Annotated in this window: 19 protein-coding genes and 1 tRNA gene; 13 read left to right on the forward strand and 7 right to left on the reverse strand. The window is 65.4% G+C overall.

The genetic code is table 11. From position 1 onward, the window contains the following. Positions 1-91 precede the first annotated feature (91 nt). From C0V75_RS16140 to dtd, 3 genes are read left to right on the forward strand one after another with little or no spacing between them, the layout of a single operon-like run. Entirely contained in the window at positions 92-1051 is a 960-nt protein-coding gene (locus C0V75_RS16140) for a phosphoribosylaminoimidazolesuccinocarboxamide synthase (RefSeq protein ID WP_101921994.1), read from the forward strand. A gap of 58 nt (positions 1052-1109) precedes the next feature. Continuing rightward, on the forward strand, positions 1110-2033 hold the full coding sequence (locus C0V75_RS16145) for a carbohydrate kinase (RefSeq protein ID WP_101921995.1): 924 nt from the start codon (positions 1110-1112) through the stop codon (positions 2031-2033). After that, a complete protein-coding gene (dtd, locus tag C0V75_RS16150; protein ID WP_101921996.1) occupies positions 2030-2464 on the forward strand; it encodes a D-aminoacyl-tRNA deacylase in 435 nt (144 codons plus the stop codon). Before C0V75_RS16145 ends, dtd begins: the two co-directional genes overlap by 4 nt. Before the next feature lie 7 nt (positions 2465-2471). Here dtd and C0V75_RS16155 read toward each other — a convergent pair whose 3' ends face one another. Then, positions 2472-4361 carry an acyl-CoA synthetase gene (locus C0V75_RS16155; protein ID WP_101921997.1) on the reverse strand — a complete coding sequence of 630 codons (1890 nt, stop codon included), beginning with the start codon at positions 4359-4361 and terminating at the stop codon, positions 2472-2474. 120 nt (positions 4362-4481) lie between these two features. Further along, a complete protein-coding gene (locus C0V75_RS16160) occupies positions 4482-6260 on the reverse strand; it encodes an ABC transporter transmembrane domain-containing protein (RefSeq protein WP_173861086.1) in 1779 nt (592 codons plus the stop codon). 231 nt (positions 6261-6491) lie between these two features. Here C0V75_RS16160 and C0V75_RS16165 point away from each other — a divergent pair, with 231 nt between their 5' ends. The 6 genes from C0V75_RS16165 (at position 6492) to C0V75_RS16190 (ending at position 12501) form a co-directional block, all read left to right on the forward strand. After that, positions 6492-7316 carry an alpha/beta fold hydrolase gene (locus C0V75_RS16165; RefSeq protein ID WP_101921998.1) on the forward strand — a complete coding sequence of 275 codons (825 nt, stop codon included), beginning with the start codon at positions 6492-6494 and terminating at the stop codon, positions 7314-7316. Next, on the forward strand, positions 7313-8284 hold the full coding sequence (locus C0V75_RS16170) for a threonine/serine dehydratase (RefSeq protein WP_101921999.1): 972 nt from the start codon (positions 7313-7315) through the stop codon (positions 8282-8284). The genes C0V75_RS16165 and C0V75_RS16170 overlap by 4 nt, the downstream gene beginning before the upstream one ends. Positions 8285-8352: 68 nt before the next feature. Further along, positions 8353-9141 carry a 3-oxoadipate enol-lactonase gene (gene pcaD, locus C0V75_RS16175; RefSeq protein WP_101922000.1) on the forward strand — a complete coding sequence of 263 codons (789 nt, stop codon included), beginning with the start codon at positions 8353-8355 and terminating at the stop codon, positions 9139-9141. Further along, positions 9134-9862 carry an alpha/beta fold hydrolase gene (locus C0V75_RS16180; RefSeq protein ID WP_101922001.1) on the forward strand — a complete coding sequence of 243 codons (729 nt, stop codon included), beginning with the start codon at positions 9134-9136 and terminating at the stop codon, positions 9860-9862. Before pcaD ends, C0V75_RS16180 begins: the two co-directional genes overlap by 8 nt. A gap of 43 nt (positions 9863-9905) precedes the next feature. Next, a complete protein-coding gene (locus tag C0V75_RS16185) occupies positions 9906-11117 on the forward strand; it encodes a TCR/Tet family MFS transporter (RefSeq protein ID WP_101922002.1) in 1212 nt (403 codons plus the stop codon). 136 nt (positions 11118-11253) lie between these two features. Beyond that, a complete protein-coding gene (locus tag C0V75_RS16190; protein ID WP_101922003.1) occupies positions 11254-12501 on the forward strand; it encodes a mandelate racemase/muconate lactonizing enzyme family protein in 1248 nt (415 codons plus the stop codon). Between the two features lie 12 nt (positions 12502-12513). On the opposite strand, the gene C0V75_RS16195 is transcribed toward C0V75_RS16190, so the two are convergent. Further along, entirely contained in the window at positions 12514-13086 is a 573-nt protein-coding gene (locus C0V75_RS16195; protein ID WP_101922004.1) for a GNAT family N-acetyltransferase, read from the reverse strand. Between the two features lie 142 nt (positions 13087-13228). On the opposite strand from C0V75_RS16195, the gene C0V75_RS16200 reads away from it, so the two are divergent. From C0V75_RS16200 to C0V75_RS16210, 3 genes are all read left to right on the forward strand, one after another. After that, positions 13229-13582 (forward strand): cupin domain-containing protein, encoded by a 354-nt coding sequence (locus C0V75_RS16200; protein WP_101922005.1) that lies wholly within the window; start codon positions 13229-13231, stop codon positions 13580-13582. Positions 13583-13681: 99 nt separating this feature from the next. Next, positions 13682-13870 carry a type II toxin-antitoxin system HicA family toxin gene (locus C0V75_RS16205; protein ID WP_101922126.1) on the forward strand — a complete coding sequence of 63 codons (189 nt, stop codon included), beginning with the start codon at positions 13682-13684 and terminating at the stop codon, positions 13868-13870. A gap of 33 nt (positions 13871-13903) precedes the next feature. Then, positions 13904-14299 carry a type II toxin-antitoxin system HicB family antitoxin gene (locus C0V75_RS16210; RefSeq protein ID WP_101922006.1) on the forward strand — a complete coding sequence of 132 codons (396 nt, stop codon included), beginning with the start codon at positions 13904-13906 and terminating at the stop codon, positions 14297-14299. A gap of 23 nt (positions 14300-14322) precedes the next feature. Here the strand turns inward: C0V75_RS16210 and C0V75_RS16215 are convergent. From C0V75_RS16215 to C0V75_RS16225, 3 genes are all read right to left on the reverse strand, one after another. After that, positions 14323-14399 (reverse strand) — tRNA-Arg (locus C0V75_RS16215). Between the two features lie 41 nt (positions 14400-14440). Continuing rightward, positions 14441-14911, reverse strand: a complete 471-nt coding sequence (locus C0V75_RS16220; protein WP_371410697.1) for a GNAT family N-acetyltransferase — start codon at positions 14909-14911, stop codon at positions 14441-14443. After that, the gene (locus C0V75_RS16225; protein ID WP_101922008.1) at positions 14908-15219 is read right to left on the reverse strand and encodes an ETC complex I subunit; all 312 of its coding nucleotides are present in this window, start codon (positions 15217-15219) and stop codon (positions 14908-14910) included. Before C0V75_RS16225 ends, C0V75_RS16220 begins: the two co-directional genes overlap by 4 nt. Before the next feature lie 334 nt (positions 15220-15553). Here C0V75_RS16225 and uvrB point away from each other — a divergent pair, with 334 nt between their 5' ends. After that, positions 15554-17731, forward strand: a complete 2178-nt coding sequence (gene uvrB, locus C0V75_RS16230) for an excinuclease ABC subunit UvrB (RefSeq protein ID WP_101922009.1) — start codon at positions 15554-15556, stop codon at positions 17729-17731. Here uvrB and C0V75_RS16235 read toward each other — a convergent pair. Continuing rightward, the gene (locus tag C0V75_RS16235) at positions 17728-18312 is read right to left on the reverse strand and encodes a hypothetical protein (protein WP_101922010.1); all 585 of its coding nucleotides are present in this window, start codon (positions 18310-18312) and stop codon (positions 17728-17730) included. The genes uvrB and C0V75_RS16235 overlap by 4 nt on opposite strands. Between the last annotated feature and the right edge of the window lie 87 nt (positions 18313-18399).

The following is an 18399-nucleotide window of genomic DNA, read 5'->3' on the forward strand; positions in this document are numbered from 1 at the left end:
TTCGCAAGGCCTTGGCCTCCCGCCCAAAGCCCCGCTTGACTCCACGCATCCCCCGCCCCATCACCCCGCCATAGCTGCCATGGGGGCCTTGATGACCGACCTCACCCGCATCCTGTCCGAGGCCCGCATCCCGGAACTCCCCAACCCCTATTTCGGCAAGGTCCGCGACTGCTATGATCTGCCCGATGGCACCCGCATCCTGATCTCCTCCGACCGCATCTCCGCCTTCGACCGCATCCTCGCCGCCATCCCCTTCAAGGGCCAGGTCCTGACCCAGACAGCAAAATTCTGGTTCGAACAGACCGCCAACATCTGCCCGAACCATGTGATCTCCTACCCCGACCCCAATGTCGTGATCGGCAAGCGGCTGACGATCCTGCCCGTCGAAATCGTCGTGCGCGGCTATCTCGCGGGCACCACCGGCACCTCGATCCTGACGCTCTACAAACAGGGCCAGCGCGCCATGTATGGCCACACCCTCCCCGATGGCCTGCGCGACAATCAGGCCCTGCCCGCCCCCATCATCACCCCCACCTCCAAGGCCTTCGACGGCGGCCATGACGAACCGCTGACCGCGCAAGAGATTGTTTCCCAAGGGCTTCTGACCCAGGCACAGTGGGATGACGTGTCGGCCAAGGCGCTCGCCCTCTTCGCGCGGGGCCAGCAGATGGCCGCCGAACGCGGCCTGATCCTGGTCGATACGAAATACGAATTCGGCACCGACGAGGCAGGCAACATCCTTCTGGCCGACGAAATCCACACCCCCGATTCCTCGCGCTACTGGATCGCCTCGGGCTACAAACAGGCCTTCGAAACCGGCACCCGCCCGCCCTCCTTCGACAAAGACGTGATCCGCGCCTGGGTCGCCGCCCGCTGCGACCCCTACAAGGACGACATCCCCGAAATCCCGGCAGAGATGATCCGCCAGACGGCGCAGGTCTATATCGACGCCTATGAGGCAATCACGGGCCAGACCTTCACCCCCGACACGAGCGGCGACACCCCCCTTGCCCGCGTCCGCGCGAACCTTGCGCCCTGGTTCACCGCCTGACTGTTTGCGCTAACATCGCGCGATCCGCTATGGTCCGCGCCACGGATAGGAGGCCCGAATGATTCTCAGCTGTGGCGAAGCCCTGATCGACATGCTGCCCCGCACCACCACGCTGGGCGAACCCGCCTTTTCGCCCTATGCCGGGGGCGCGGTGTTCAACACCGCCATCGCGCTGGGTCGCCTCGGCGCGCCCTCGGCCTTTTTCTCGGGCATTTCCAACGACATGCTGGGCCAGATCCTGACCGAAACGCTGGAAACGTCCAAGGTCGATACGGCACATTGCGCCCGCTCCGACCGGCCCACCACCGTCGCCTTCGTCAAGCTGGTGGAGGGTCAGGCGACCTATGCCTTCTATGACGAAAACACCGCCGGCCGCCTGCTGTCGCAGGACCAGTTGCCGAAACTGCCTGCCAGCATCACCACCCTCTTCTTCGGCGGCATCTCTCTGGTGAACGACCCTGCCGCCAGCACTTACGAGGCGCTTCAGGCGCGCGAAGCCGCCACCCGTGTCACCATGATCGACCCCAATATCCGCCCCGGCTTCATCGCCGGGAAAGAAGCCGAATACCGCGCCCGCATCGAACGGATGATCGCCCGCGCCGATATCGTGAAGCTCTCGGATGAAGACCTGCACTGGCTGCAAGGCGCGGGCGATGTCTCGGCGCTGGCCCGGCAACTTCTTGAAAAGGGGCCGAAACTCGTCTTCATCACTGAAGGTGCGGCAGGCGCCCGCGCCATCACCGCCACGCAAAACCGCTTTGTCGCCGCCACCCGTGTCACCGTTGCCGATACCGTCGGCGCGGGCGACACCTTCAACGCAGGTGCGCTGACCGCCCTGCACGAGGCGGGCGCCCTGACAAAATCCGCGCTGGCCAATCTCTCCGACGCCACGCTGGATGCGGCCCTGACGCTCGGCACGAAATCCGCCGCCGTCACCGTCTCCCGCCCCGGCGCCAATCCGCCCTGGCGGCACGAGCTGTGAGGGCCGTCCTTCAGCGCGTCTCCCGCGCCTCTGTCACGGTCGAAGGCCGGGTGACGGGCGAAATCGGCGCGGGCCTCCTGATCCTCGTCTGCGCGATGGACGGGGATACCGAGGCCAAGGCCGACCAGCTGGCGGCCAAGATCGCCAAGCTGCGGATTTTCAAGGATGATCAGGGCAAGATGAACCTGTCCATCCGCGATATCGGCGGCTCCGCCCTGATCGTGTCGCAGTTCACGCTGGCCGCCGATCTGCGCGGCAACAGACCCGGCTTTTCCACCGCCGCGAAGCCCGACGAAGGCAAGCGGCTCTATGAATATTTCACCGCGAAGGTGCAGGCCGAGGGCATCCCCACGGCCAATGGCATCTTCGGGGCCGACATGGATGTCAGCCTGAACAATGACGGCCCCGTTACGATCTGGATGGACGTCTGACGCGCGGTCAGTCCGTCCATTCCCAGGGTCGGGTGAAGCCGCCCAGAACCTCCTGCACCTTGGCCTGATCGACCGGACCGTTCCGCATCAGCCGCGCCACCAGACCGCGCTTCTTGTCTTCCACCACCTCGCCGACATGGGCCGCGATCCCCGCTTCGGCCAGCGCCGCGTCATAGACACGGGTGATCGCCATGCGGCGCAGGTCGGGCTTGAACACCTTGCCCACCGCCGTCTTCGGCAATTCGGGAAGGATTTCAACATGCTTCGGCACGGCGGCGCGTTCGTGGATATGGGTCTGGGCATAGGCCATCAGCTCTTCCACCCCCACCTCCTTGCCTTTGACCAGTTCGACATAGGCGCAGGGCAGTTCGCCCGAATGGGCATCCGGCTGGCCGATGGCGCCGACAAAGGCCACCGCCTCGTGCTTCATCAGTCCTTCCTCAATCACCGCCGGGTCGATGTTGTGCCCGCCCCGGATGATCAGGTCCTTCGCCCGGCCCGTGATGAACAGATAGCCGTCCCCGTCGATCCGCCCCAGATCGCCCGTCCGCAGGAACCGTCCTTCGGCGAAGAGGTCCTTGTTCTTGTCCACCTCGGTATAGGTTGACCCTTCAAAGACGCCGGGATTGGCCACGCAGATCTCGCCCACCTCATCCACCGCGCATTTGCGGAACCCGTCGCCAGTCTTCTGCAAGATGCGCACATGGGTATGCGGGAAGGGCAGCCCGACCGACCCGATCTTCTTCGTCCCCCCCGGTGGGTTGACCGACACAAGGCAGGTGCATTCCGTCAGGCCATAGCCTTCGACGATCTCCACCCCCGTCGCCCTGTAGAACCGGTTGTAGAGTTCCACCGGCAGCGGGGCGGAACCGGAGAAGGCATTCTTCAGGCTGGAGATATCGGCGTCGATCGGCCGCTGCATCAGCGCGGCAAGCGCCGTCGGCACGGTGATCAGATAGGTGCAGCGCCAGCGTTCGATCAGCTTCCAGAGATTGTCGAACACCCCCTCGCCCCGATACCCGGCAGGCGTGGGAAAGACGACATGCGCCCCCGAGGCGATCATCGACATCAGGATCGGATAGGCCGCGAAGACATGGAACAGCGGCAGGGGGCACATCACGCAATCGGTTTCCTTGAACAGCAGCCGCTGCCCCAGCCAGCCGTTATAGACCATGCCAGAGACCTTGTGCTGCGCCACCTTGGGCATCCCCGTGGTGCCGCCGGTGTGGAAATAGGCGGCGACACGGTCTTCCTTCCGTTCCTCGAATGTCAGCCGGTCGGCCGGTTGCCTGGCCAGTTCGGCATGGAAATTCAACAGATTGGCCGTGTGCGAGACCGGGTTCTTCGGCCGGACCAGTGGCACGATCCAGCTTTTCGGGGGGGTCAGATAGCGGGCAAGGTCAACTTCCAGCACCGTCCGCACGCTGGGGGCGTGCTTCACCGCCTCGGCCACCTTCTGGGGCAGATCGGTCTTGGGAAAGGCCCGCAGCGTGACCACCACCTTGGCCTGCGTCTCGCGCAGGATTGCGCTGATCTGCTCGGCCTCCAGCAGCGGGTTGATCGGATTCACGATGCCCGCCACCGCCCCGCCCAAAAGGGTGATGGCGGTCTCCAGGCTGTTGGGCATCACATAGGCCACCACATCGGTCTCGGTCACGCCCAGACTGCGGAACAGGTTCGCCGCCTGCGTGACCTTGGCATGCAGCCCGTTCCAGGTCAGCGTCTCGGCCTTGTCCTTCGGACCGGACAGGATCTGATAGCTGATCGCGGGCCTTGTCCCATGCGCCGCCTTTGCCCGGCCCAGAAATTCATGGATCGTGCGCGCGGCCCCGCGCGCCTCCCACGGCATCTCGGCCTCGACGGCCTTCACATCCGCAAGACTGGCGAATTCACCCATGACGTCCTCCCCTGTCACCTTGCCCCTCCTGTCCTCCCGAAGGGTGCCGACCGAGGATGATGGCTCCGTCCCCGCCCCGCAAGGCTGGACTGCACGGGCAAACGCAACGTCAGACCGGCATCAGGCCTGACCGTCGGTGAATTGCAGTCGCGCCAGCCGCGCATAAAGGCCGCCTTCGGCCACCAGCGCCTCATGCGTGCCTTCCGCCACGATGCGCCCCTGATCGAAGACGACGATCCGATCCGCCCGCTTCACCGTCGCCAGACGATGCGCCACAACCAGCACGCTGCGCCCTGCCGACAGGCCCTCCACCGCCGCCTGAACCGCGCGTTCCGATTCCGCATCCAGCGCCGAGGTCGCCTCGTCCAAGAGCAGCACCCGCGCATCGCGCAGGATCGCCCGCGCGATGGCAACGCGCTGCTTCTGCCCGCCCGACAGCATCACCCCCCGCTCGCCCAGCCAGGTGTCATGGCCCTGCGGCAGCGCGGTCAGGAAATCATGCGCCGCCGCCGCCCGCGCCGCCGCCTCCACCTCGGCATCGGTGGCATCCGGGCGGCCAAAGCGGATATTCTCGCGCGCCGAGGCGGCAAAGATCACCGGGTCCTGCGGCACAAGCGCGATGGCGCGGCGGAAATCGGCGCGACCCATGTCGCGCAGGTCCACCCCGTCCAGCCGGACAGCCCCCGCCTGCGGGTCATAGAAGCGCATCAGAAGTTGCAGGATCGTGGTCTTGCCCGCCCCCGAAGGACCGACCAGCGCCACCGTCTCGCCCGGCGAAACGCGCAGGCTGACCCCGTTCAGCGCCGAAACCTCCGGTCGGGCGGGATAGCGGAAGGTCACATCCTGAAACACCACCTCGCCGCGCACGGGGCGGGGCAGCGCCTTCGGCTGGACCGGATCGCGCACCGTATCCTCGGCATTCAGCAGTTCCACCAGACGCTCCGTCGCGCCCGCCGCGCGCTGCAACTCGCCCCAGATTTCCGAAAGCGCCCCGACCGATCCCGCCACCATCACGGCATAGATCACGAACTGCACCAGTTCCCCCGGCGTCATCGCGCCGGCGCGCACATCCCGCGCGCCGATCCACAGCACGCCCACGATCCCTGTGAAGACGAGGAAAATCACGATCATCGTCATCACCGCCCGAACCTTCGTGCGGGTCTGGGCGACACGGAAGGATTTCTCGGTCACTTCGGCGAATTGCGCGCGGGTCAGCCCTTCATGGGTAAAGGCCTGCACCGTCTGTACCGATCCCAGCGCCTCCGAGGCCGCACCCGAGGAATTGGCGATCCAGTCCTGCGATTCCCGGCTCAGGCCCCGCAGACGCCGACCCAGCACGATGATCGGCACCACCACCGCCGGCACGATCAGCAGCACCAGCCCCGTCAGCTTGGGCGAGGTCAGCGACAGAAGGATCAGCCCACCCAGCAGCATCAGAAGATTGCGCAGCGCGACCGAAACCGACGATCCGATCAGCGACAGGATCAGCGTCGTGTCGGTGGTGATGCGGCTGACCACCTCGCCTGTCATCAGCTTTTCAAAGAAGGCCGGGCTCATGCCCATCACGCGATCAAAGACCGCACGGCGGATATCGGCCACCACCCGCTCGCCCAGTTTCGTGACGAAATAGTAGCGCACCCCCGTCCCGATCGCGAGCAGCGCCGCAATCGCCAGCGCCGCCGCGAAATACTGATCCAGCAGGGCGACATCCTCGTTGAACCCGTCCACCACCCGGCGCACGGCCAGCGGCAGAAGAAGGCTCATGCCCGCCGTGATCACCAGCGCGGCCAGCGCCAGCAGCGTCATTCCACGATAGGGGATCAGGAAGGGGGCCAGACCCCGCAGCGCGCCCACCTGTTTCGAACCGGCGCGAGCCTCTGCCTTGTCGTCTCTTGCCATGTCTCTTCCCTGTTGCGCGCGACGGGTTTAGGAAATGTCGGGGCGGGCGGCAAGCGCCCGGAAGGTCGCGCCCCTCTTACCCCGGCCCGTCCGCTGTGACAGAGTGCGCCCTGCCGGGATTTCGGTAAGGCCTTTCCCATCAGACTGGACCCCTGCCGATCTATCTGCATTCCGCCCCACCTGCCGTTTAGGACCGATGCCCCAGCTTCCCCTCACCGACCGGAGCCGCCCATGACGGCGCAGTTCACCGCCCGCGATGGCGCACGCCTAGCCTTTGCCGACGAAGGCGAGGGGCTGCCGCTGCTCTGCCTGCCGGGCCTGACCCGCACGATGGCGGATTTCGACTATCTGCGCCCGCATCTGCCGCCCTGCCGCCTGATCCGCATGGATTACCGCGGCCGGGGTGCCAGCGACTGGACCGGTGCCGCCACTTATACCGTCCCGCAGGAGGCGCAGGATGCGCTGGCGCTGCTTGATCATCTCGGGGTGGCGAAGGCTGCGATCCTTGGCACCTCGCGCGGGGGGTTGATCGGCATGCTGCTGGCGGCCCTCGCCCGGGATCGGATGATCGGCCTCTGCCTGAACGATATCGGGCCCGAGATTCACCGCCCCGGCCTGACCCGCATTTTCGATTATGTGGGCCGCAACCCGGCCTCGAAAACGCATGAGGCGCTGGCCGAGGCCCTGCCGCGCAACATGCCCGGCTTTGCCAATGTGCCCGCCGACCGCTGGCTGGCCGAGGCGCGGCTGCATTACACGGCCACCGACACGGGGCTGAAGATCACCTATGACCCGGCCCTGCGCGATGCCTTCCTTGCCGCCTTCGACGGCCCGCCCGCCGATCTCTGGCCGCTTTACGATGCTTGCGCGGGGCTCCCGCTGGCTTTGATCCGGGGGGCGAATTCCGATCTGCTGACCCCCGAAACAGCCGCCGAGATGCAGCGCCGCCGCCCCGATCTGATCTTCGCCGAGGTGCCGGACCGCGCCCATATCCCCTTCCTCGACGAAGCCGAAAGCCTGACGGCCATCCACGCCTTCCTGAAGGCATGCGCATGACCGACATCGCGATGATCCGCGCCGCAGCCGGACGCCTTGCAGGCCATGCCCGCGTGACGCCGCTTCTGCATGCGCCGCTGCTCGATGCCGTCGCGGGGCGGCGCATCTTCGTCAAGGCGGAATGCCTGCAACTCACAGGGTCCTTCAAGTTCCGCGGCGGCTGGTCCGCCATCTCCGCCATGGAACCGGCGCTGCGGGAAAAGGGCGTGATGGCCTATTCCTCGGGCAATCACGCGCAGGGCGTGGCCTTGGCGGCGGCGCGGCACGGCATCCCTGCCGTCATCCTGATGCCGTCGGATGCCCCGCAGGTGAAGATCGCCAATACCCGCGCCTATGGGGCCGAAGTGATCCTCTATGACCGGAACCATGAAGACCGCGATACCCTCGGCGCCCGGCTGACGGCGGAACGGGGGCTGACCCTTGTCAAACCTTTCGACGACCCGCAGGTCATTGCCGGGCAGGGGACGGTTGGCCTGGAACTCGCCGAGCAGGCCCGCAGTTTCGATATTGAACAGGCCGATGTTATTGTCTGTTGCGGTGGTGGCGGCCTTTCTTCCGGCATTTCGCTTTCATTAGAGGCCGAAACGCCTTCATTCACCGTGCGGACAGCCGAACCCGAAGGCTTCGATGATATGGCCCGCTCGCTGCGCACGGGGCGCATCGAACGCAACCCCGCCAGCAGCGGGTCCATCTGCGACGCGATCCTCACCCCTGCCCCCGGCAGCCTGACCTTTCCCATCGTCTCGCGCCTCTGCGGCCCCGGCCTGACCGCCACGGATGACGAAGCGCTGCACGCCATGGCGCTGGCCTTCACCCATCTGCGCATCGTGCTGGAACCCGGCGGCGCCATCGCGCTGGCGGCGGCCCTCTTCCGCGACGACCTCTCCGACACCGTGATCTGCACGGCCTCCGGTGGCAATGTCGACCCGGCGACCTTCCGCATGGCGCTGGATCGTTACGGAGGCTGATCATCGTTTTCGAACTTATCTACGCTGTCTGACCGCCTGAACGCGCCCGAAAGATTTCCTTTCCGAACATGGCCCCCATCTTCCTTCCCGATCTGCGGCTGAATGCCGAAATCTCCGGTCCCGAGGGCGGTGCGCCGCTCGTTCTGGTTCACGCGCTCGGCAGCAGCCTTGTGATCTGGGATGACCTCCTGCCCCTGCTGCCCCCCGGCCTCCGCCTTTTGCGGCTGGACCTGCGCGGCCACGGCCAATCCGATGCGCCCCCCGGACCCTATGCCATGGGCGCCCTGATCCGCGATACCGAACGGCTGATGGATCACTTCGCGCTGAAAGAGGCGGTGATCCTCGGCCTTTCCATCGGCGGCCTGATCGCGCAGGGGCTGGCGGTCAAGCGGCTGGACCTGATCCGCGCGCTGATCCTGTCGAACACCGCCGCGAAGATCGGGCGCCCGGAACAGTGGCAAGCCCGCATCGACAGCGTCCGCAGCGGCGGGTTGCAGGCAATCCATGATGCCACGATGGAGCGGTGGCTCGGGCGGCGATGGCGGGACAGCCCGGCCCTTCCCCGCCTGTCGGCCCTGTTCCTTGCAACCCGCCCCGACGGCTGGATGGGCTGCGCTGCCGCCATCGCGGGCAGCGATTTCTACGAAACCACCGCGACCCTCACCCTGCCCACGCTGGCCATCGCCGGGGCCAATGACGGCTCCACCCCGCCCGACCTCGTGCGCGAGACGGCAGCGCTGATCCGGGGCCACCGCTTCGCCCTCATCCGGGGGGCCGGCCATATCCCGATGGTCGAAAAGCCGGCCGAATATGCCGCCCTGGTGACCCAGTTCCTGGCGGAGATCGGCCATGTCTGACATCCTTCTCGTCCATGGCGCGGCGCATGGGGCCTGGTGCTGGCACCGCGTCATCCCGGCGCTTGCGGCGCTCGGCCACCGCGCCCGCGCCCTCGACCTGCCGTCCCACGGCGATGACACCACCGATCCTGCAACCGTCACACTCGACGCCTATGCCAGGGCCATCCTGGAGGCGACGGAGGGGCCGACGATCCTCGTCGGCCATTCCATGGGCGGCTTTCCCATCACCGCCGCCGCAGAGATCGCCCCCGACCGTGTCAGCGCCCTGGTCTATCTCTGCGCCTATCTGCCCAAACCCGGCCTGTCGCTGGCCGAGATGCGGCGTGCCGGTCCCCGCCAACCGCTCGCCGGATCGTTCAGGATCGACGAAACCCGCACCACCTTCACCTTCGATCCCGAACAGGCCCCTGCCCTGTTCTACCACGACTGCCCGCCCGAGGATGTCTCCCTCGCCCTGCGCCGCCTCTGCCGCCAGCCCATCCGCCCGCAGGAAACCCCGATCCCCGACACCGCCCGCGCGGCGACCCGTCCCCGCTTCTACATCCGCTGCACCGATGACCGCGCCATTCCGCCCGAATATCAGCAGAGCATGGCCGCCGACCTGCCGCTCGACCACATCAGCACCCTGCCCTGTGGCCATTCCCCCTTCTTCGCCGCGCCCATAGCCCTTGCCCGAAGGATCGACGCCATCGCGCATCATGCCTCTGTCAACTTTGCCTGACAGGCGCTAGCCTCCGGCGCAGTCACTGGGCAAGGGAACCCGCATGTCCGACCGCCGCGAAAAGCTTGCCCTCGCCTTCATCCTGATCACCATCACCATAGATGCCATCGGCATCGGCCTGATCTTCCCCGTCATGCCCGACCTGATCGAAAGCGTGACGGGCGGCACCCTGTCGCAGGCCGCCATCTGGGGCGGTGTCCTGTCCACCTCCTATGCGGTGATGCAGTTCCTCTTCGGCCCGATCATCGGGTCGCTCTCCGACAGGTTCGGTCGCCGCCCGATTCTGCTGATCTCGCTCGCGGTGATGTCGCTCGACTATCTCGTCATGGCGATGGCGCCAACGATCTGGCTCCTCCTCGCTGCCCGCGTCGTGGCCGGCATCACCGCAGCCACCTATTCCACCGCCACCGCCTATATCGCCGACATCACCCCGCCGGAAAAACGCGGGGCGCGCTTCGGGCTGATCGGGGCCTGTTTCGGGGTGGGATTCGTCGCAGGCCCGTTGATCGGCGGCCTTCTGGCCTCCATCGACCTGCATGCCCCCTTCTACGCCGCTGCGGCCCTTGCCCTTGCCAACATGATCTTCGGCTTCTTCGTGCTGCCCGAAACGGTGACAGATGCCACCCGCCGCCCCCTCTCCCTGGCGCGAGCCAACCCTCTCGGCGCGCTGCGCGCCGTGTCGCGCTTGCCGGGGTTGAAGCGGGTGCTGACCTGTTTCCTGATCCTCGGCATCGCAATGAACGTCTATCCGGCGATCTGGGCCTATTACGGACAGGCCCGCTTCGGCTGGGACAGCACGATGGTGGGCCTGTCGCTCGCCCTTTACGGCATCAGCTTTGCCGCCGGTCAGGCCCTGCTCGTCGGGCCGCTGATCCGCCGCTTCGGCGAACATCGCGCGGTGCATTACGGGATGTGGGTCGATGTGACGACCCTCGCCGCCCTCGGCCTCGTCACGCAAGGCGCACATGCCCTGATCATCACGCCGTTCACGGCCCTGGGCGGCGTCGTCACGCCCGCGCTTCAGGCGCTGGCCAGCCGCGCCGCTCCGGCCGATGCGCAGGGCGAATTGCAGGGCGTGCTCGCCTCGCTCAACGCCATCGCGATGATCACCTCGCCGCTCATCATGACCACGACCTTCGCCGCCTTCACCGCGCCGGACGCCCCCGTCTTCTCTCCCGGCGCACCCTTCCTTCTGGCCTCGGCCCTGATGGTGGTCTGCCTGATCCTGCATGTCACGGGACGGGCCAAGGGCTGAAAGCGTCACTTTCACGTCGCAAATCCCTGCGCCATGCCGTGAACCCACCCCTAGCTTCATCTTGGCAAAAATACTCTGCGGGGGTCCGGGGGTGCAAAACCCCCGGTCCGCAGCCAGACAAGGGCGGGACACAGGAATGAAGCTCAAGGATCTCGAAATCTTCGTCGTCGCGCCACCCTTCCCCGGCTGGGGCGGGCGCTACTGGATCTTCCCCAAGCTGACGACGGACAACGGCATCGTGGGCTATGGCGAATGCTATGCCTCGACTGTCGGCCCGACGGCGATGAAGGCGGTGATCGAGGATGTGTTCAGCCGCCACATGCAGGGCGAGAACCCGGAAAACATCGAGTTGATGTTCCGCCGCGCCTATTCCGCGGGCTTCACCCAGCGCCCCGACCCCACCGTGATGGGCGCCTTCGCGGGGCTGGAAATCGCCTGCTGGGATATCCTCGGCAAGGCGCGCAACCGTCCGGTTTATGCCCTGCTCGGCGGCAAGATGAACGAGCGCATCCGCAGCTATACCTATCTCTACCCTGAACCGGGCAAGGAAAGCGCCGAATTCTGGGTGGATCCGGATGCCGCTGCCGAGGCCGCTTTGCGCTTCGTCGGCATGGGCTTCACGGCAGTGAAATTCGATCCCGCCGGCCCCTACACGATCCGCGGCGGGCATGAACCGGCCATGTCCGACATCACCCGCTCCATCGCCTTCTGCAAGGCGATCCGCGAAGCCGTGGGCGATCGTGCCGATCTCCTCTTCGGCACCCACGGGCAGTTCACCACGCCGGGGGCCATCCGCATGGGCCGCGAGTTGGAACCCTATAACCCGCTCTGGTACGAAGAACCGATCCCGCCGGACAACCTGCTGGAATTCGCTGAAGTCGCGAAATCCGTCCGCGTGCCGCTGGCCACCGGGGAACGGCTGACGACGAAATACGAATTCGGCACGCTTCTGCGGGCGGGCGGCGTCAAGATCCTGCAACCCGCCCTGGGCCGCGTCGGCGGCATATGGGAGGCCAAGAAGATCGCCGCCATGGCCGAAATCTTCAACGCCGAGATGGCCCCCCACCTTTATGCGGGCCCGGTGGAATGGGCGGCCAATGTCCATTTCGCGGCCTCCATCCCCAATCTCCTGATCGCGGAAACGATCGAGACGGGCGGGGCCTTCCACCTGAAACTCATCAAGAACTCGATCAAGTGGGAAGACGGCTATATCCTTCCCCCCGAAGCCCCCGGTCTGGGGATCGAGTTCGACGAGGATGTTGCCCGCGCCCATCCCTTCACCGGCACCGGCCTTCACCTCCAGATGCAGGAGGCGCCCTGCGACTATCGCCACGGCAACCGTTTCGAGGGCGGCGCCCCCTCCACCCTGCCGCACAAGACCTGAGGCGCGCCGCGGTCAGACCGTCTTGACGAAAAGGATCCACTCCTGCGCCTCGACCGCCCAGTCGCCCTTGACGACAGGGCGGCGGGCGACTTCGCGGTAACCTTTGGCGGTGTACAGCCGCAGGGCATCAAGATGCGTGTCCTCGGCGATCAGGCTGACGGTTCTGCGGCCAAGGCCGCGCGTCACCTCTTCGGCCTTGGCAAGAAGCGCGCTGCCGAGGCCGCGCCCACGGAATGCCTCATAGGTTGCCAGCACGTTCAGATACCAGGACCCCGGCGCCAGCGCCTCCAGTTCCAGAAGCGGCACGAAGATCGGCGGCGTGTCGGGGTCGATCGGCGCGGGCTCATCCTCGGCGGGATAGCCCAGAAGGCAGGCGGCAACCTGCCCCTCCACCTCGGCGACGAAGGCGTTGCGATAGGAAAAGCCGCCGGTCTCCCGTGCCGCCCGTTCCAGCCCATAGGCCCAGGGGTCACCCTGCGGCCCCACCGATTTCTTCCAGAAATGCAGCGGCAGGTCATCCGCCGCCATGTTGATGAACCGCACCAGATGTGCAGCATCCGCCGCCGTCGCGCCCCGGATCAGCATCTTCGCCCTTCCCCGCAGAGTTCAGACCCTTCCACTCGCCCATCCCCGCCCGGCAGGCAAGCCCCGTTCCGCCTTTCCGGCTTGCCAGCCTGCGGCCCCGGTCCTACCACTGGGGCGAAGGATGAACGCAGGAGCAGCAGACATGGCCGACATGGTTTTCCGTTTCCCCGCCCCCGGCCCCGAACCGATGGTGACCGACTTAGACGGCTGGGTGAAGGTCGAGGGCAACCCGACGATGAAGACTTGGGTGCAGCACACCTCGCTCGACGGGAGCGTGATCAGCGGCACCTGGGAGGCAACGGTCGGCACCTGGCATGCGACCTACAAGCTCTATGAATTCGTCCACCTGATCGACGGCCAGATCACCATAACCCCGGATGGCGGCACCCCCGTCACCCTGCATCCCGGCGACGGCTTCGTGGTGGAACCGGGCTTTGCCGGGACGTGGAAGATCGAAAAGCCGGTGCGCAAGCATTTCTGCATCAAGCTGAAGTGATGGAGGATCCTCTCCAAGGCCGTCAATACACACGATAGTACATACACCATTGCGCAGCGCGCGCCGTGGTGTATACTTTGATACACATTAGGTGGTATGATGGAGCTTGAGACGAATTCCCGCAAGCTCCTGAAGCTGCTGAAAGCGGCCGGTTTCGAAGAAGTGTCCAAGCGCGGATCGCATCTGAAACTCCGCAGGGGGAACCAGACAGTGATCCTGCCTCACCCCAAGAAAGACCTGCCCCTCGGCCTCGTGCGGAGCATCTACGAGGCGGCGGGGCTCCGCTAGCCCAAGGGACGCAGTGACAGGGACAACGCGCAGATGAAGTTCTTTTCGGCCCTCGTGCATCAGGACGGCGACCGTGCCTATGGCCTGACCTTCCCCGACTTGCCGGGCTGTTTCGCCGCAGCCGACACCTGGGATGCCGTTCCTGCCGCCGCCGCCGAAGCCCTCGACCTCTGGTTTGAGGACATGCCCGACGTGACACCCGCCTCCCTCGACACGATCCGCCAGATTCCCCACGTCGCTGAGGCATTGGCGGAAGGCGCTACGCTCATGCACATTCCCTACATTCCCGCCGATACGGTGGTGGAGCGGGTGAACATAACGATGGAACGCGAACTCCTGCGCGCCATCGACCAGACCGCGAAAGCAAGGGGAATGAACCGCTCATCCTTCCTGGCCGCCGCCGCGAGACATGCCCTGGCAGGAACGTGAAGGCCAAGTCAGCCGAATTGGTCTGGCGATCCCGGGAGGACTCGAACCCCCGACCCGCCGCTTAGAAGGCGGCTGCTCTATCCAGCTGAGCTACGGGACCGTTGCCCCCTTTTGGCCGAGGTCGCGCTGTCAGGCAAGCCTTCAGAGCATCTTGGTCATGAAGACGGAATTGGGGTCGTCCCAATAGCCTTCGAAGGGCGGGCATTCCGTGAAACCGGCCTTGGCATAGAGGGCTCGGGCCGCGATGAAGGTGGGCTGCACCCCCGTCTCAAGGCTCAGGCGGCGGTATCCCATCACCCGTGCCTCATCCACCAGATGGTCCAGCATCCGGCGCGACAGGCCGCGCCCGCGCATCTCAGACAGCACATGCATCGACTTGATCTCGGCATGGGTATCGTCGATCCGCTTGAAGGCGCCCATCCCCACCGGCATCCCGACATCGCGCATCACGAAGAAACGCACCGCAGGGATGGCCAGTTCCGAGGCATCCATCATGTGGATCGATTCGGGCGGCGTGTCGGCATGCATGTCCGCCGTGTGCCGTTCGAACAGCAGGCCCAGATCGGTTCCGACCGGGCTTTCCTCGGTGATCGTGATCGACATGCCCGTCAGTGGGTCCAGGCCCCGCGCCGGTCGGTCGCGAAATTCTCGCCATAGCCGCGCGGGCGGATCACCGGCTTGCGCGCCTTGGGTTCGATCACCTCGAACTCGATCCCCTTCGAGGTCGCATAGGCCTCTGCCGCCTCGCGGGTATCAAAGCGCAGCTTGACCTGTGCCTGCGTGTCATCGCTGGAGGTCCAGCCCATCAGCGGATCCACCTCGCGGGCCGAAGCGGGGGCGAATTCCAGAACCCAGCCCTTGGCCTTGGCCGTGCCGGACTGCATGGCGGTCTTCGCGGGCTGATAGATACGGGCGCGCATGGACAACCTCCTGATCGTGCAGGCGTGTTGTGGCGAAAAGGCGGGGCGGATGCAAGCGGCAGGTTGCCCCAGCCCCATCAGGATCAAGGAACTGTCGACCGGCCACGGGGAGTGTGGGTGGGGTGTGTGCGACCGGCCGACAGCCTTGCTGCTTGCTCGTCCATACTCCACCACTTCCGCATGACATGCAATCCAAGGATGAAGTGTTTTCATGAAAAACCCGGAAAATTGATCGGGCTTCCTTCATCTTCCGGCAATCTTTCCCACAGGCTTCTTGCAGGGGAACAAAAACGGATCAAATCTGTCAGTCCAGCCCGGCCGCGAGGGAATCACGATGCCCCACAACAACGCCAATGCCCTGACCGAACGCGCCGATGTCCTTACCCGGCCCAAGCTGGAAGGGGGGCGGCGCTTCGTGATGCAGACGCCGTTCAAGCCTGCGGGCGACCAGCCGACGGCCATCAAGGAACTGACGGCGGGCATCCTGTCGGGCGAACGCGATCAGGTGCTTCTGGGCGCCACAGGCACCGGCAAGACCTTCACCATGGCCAAGGTGATCGAGGAGACGCAGCGCCCGGCCATCATCCTTGCGCCGAACAAGACATTGGCCGCCCAGCTCTACGGGGAATTCAAGGGCTTCTTCCCCGACAATGCGGTGGAATACTTCGTCAGCTACTACGACTATTACCAGCCCGAGGCCTATGTCCCCCGGTCGGACACCTATATCGAGAAGGAATCCCAGATCAACGAACAGATCGACCGGATGCGCCACTCGGCCACCCGCGCGCTTCTGGAACGGGATGACGTGATCATCATCGCCTCGGTTTCCTGCATCTACGGCATCGGCTCGGTGGAAACCTATTCCGCCATGACACAGGATCTGGTCACCGGGCAGATGTATGACCAGCGCAAGGTCATGGCGGAACTGGTGGCGCAGCAGTACCGCCGCAACGATCAGGCCTTCGCCCGCGGCTCCTTCCGCGTCCGCGGCGACAGTCTGGAAGTCTGGCCCGCGCACCTTGAAGACCGGGCCTGGCGCTTTTCCTTCTTTGGCGAGGAGTTGGAGGCCATCACCGAATTCGACCCGCTGACCGGGGCCAAGACCGATACGTTCAAGCAGATCCGCATCTATGCCAACAGCCATTACGTGACGCCGCGCCCGACGATGCAGCAGGCGATCAAGGGCATAAAGGCAGAGCTTGCGGTCCGCCTTGACCAACTGGTGAAGGAAGGCAAGCTGCTGGAGGCGCAGCGTCTGGAACAGCGCACCCAGTTCGATCTGGAGATGCTGGAGGCGACGGGCGTCTGCAACGGGATCGAAAACTATTCCCGCTACCTCACGGGCCGCGCGCCGGGCGAACCGCCGCCCACGCTGTTCGAGTTCATCCCCGACAACGCCATCGTCTTTGCCGATGAATCCCACGTCTCCGTCCCGCAGATCGGCGGCATGTATCGCGGCGACTATCGGCGCAAGTTCACCCTGGCCGAGCACGGGTTCCGCCTGCCCTCCTGCATGGACAACCGCCCCCTGAAATTCGAGGAATGGGATGCCATGCGCCCGCAATCCGTCTTCGTCAGCGCGACGCCTGCGGCATGGGAACTGGAACAGACCGGCGGCGTCTTTACCGAACAGGTCATCCGCCCCACCGGCCTGATCGACCCGCAGGTGGAAATCCGGCCGGTAGAGATGCAGGTCGATGACCTTCTTGACGAGGTGCGCAAGGTTTCCGCCGCAGGCTACCGCACCCTTGTCACCACCCTGACGAAACGGATGGCCGAAGACCTGACCGAATACCTGCACGAACAGGGCATCCGCGTCCGCTACATGCACAGCGACATCGACACGATCGAACGGATCGAAATCCTGCGCGACCTGCGCCTCGGTGCCTTCGACGTGCTGGTGGGCATCAACCTTCTGCGCGAGGGGCTGGATATCCCCGAATGTGGCCTTGTGGCGATCCTCGATGCCGACAAGGAAGGCTTCCTGCGCTCGGAAACCTCGCTCATCCAGACCATCGGGCGGGCGGCGCGCAATGCCGAAGGCCGCGTCATCATGTATGCCGACCGCATCACCGGCAGCATGGAACGCGCCATGGCCGAAACCAACCGCCGCCGCGAAAAGCAGGTGGCCTACAACCTCGAACACGGCATCACGCCCACCACGGTGAAGAAGAATGTCGAGGATGTTCTGGCCGGTCTCTGGCAGGGCGACACCGACCAGTCCCGCGTCACCGCCAAGGTGGACAAGCCGATGGTCGGGTCAAACCTCGCCGCCCATCTGGATGCGCTGCGCGCCCAGATGCGCAAGGCCGCCGAAAACCTCGAATTCGAAGAGGCGGCCCGCCTGCGGGACGAGGTGAAGCGGCTCGAAGCGGTGGAACTCGCCGTGGCCGACGATCCCCTTGCGCGGCAGTCCGCCGTGGAAGAGGCAGCCGAGGCTGCGGTCAAGATGTCGGGCCGGTCCACGGCAGGGCGCGCAGGCCAGCGCGGCGGGAACAAGCGGCGGCGCTAAGCGGCCCATTTCAACAAGGCCTGACCGTCCGCAGTGACTCGTCCAGAGACGAGGACTCCCGGCACGCGGACGGATGGAAAGGCCTCGACCCAATCGCGGTAAAGGTCGTTGGTGACCACGCCGGTACCCAGCGCCGCAGCCTCTTCCAGAAGCAGCGGATCGGCTGGCGTGCCGGAGGGCGCGATCCTGATCTGCCGGAGCGGCAGGCCCAGTGCGCGTGACAGGTCGCGCGGGCCCATATGGCGATCGGCGACCTTATACCCGACATTTGCATCGAACCAGACAATGGGCTTCAACCCCGCCCGCTTCACTTCATCGAGTACCGCTGTGACTGCCGCCAATCGCGGCACATCGTCTTGCCAGAACATGACATTGGACCCGTCGATCACCACGCAGTCTTGCCGACGGTCGTGGCCTTCCTTTCGGCGCCTGCCGATCATGGCGCGCAACAAAAGGATCAAGGCGGCCAGAGACGCGACAACGGCGAGCAGGAAAAGGGGGATGGCCGTCTCGCCCGGCAGGGGACGCAGAGCCAGAGCCGACAGAAGGCTCAGCAAGAGCAGCAGAAACGGGGTCAACATGGTCTTCACAGCGAAGAAAAGCTCGGTTGACGATCCATTCGGATCAAGGCGAGGTCATGGCGGCTCTTCGGCAGTTGCTGGGCCATC

The organism is Tabrizicola sp. TH137 (assembly GCF_002855575.1).
In the GTDB taxonomy this organism is placed as follows: Bacteria; Pseudomonadota; Alphaproteobacteria; order Rhodobacterales; family Rhodobacteraceae; genus Paragemmobacter.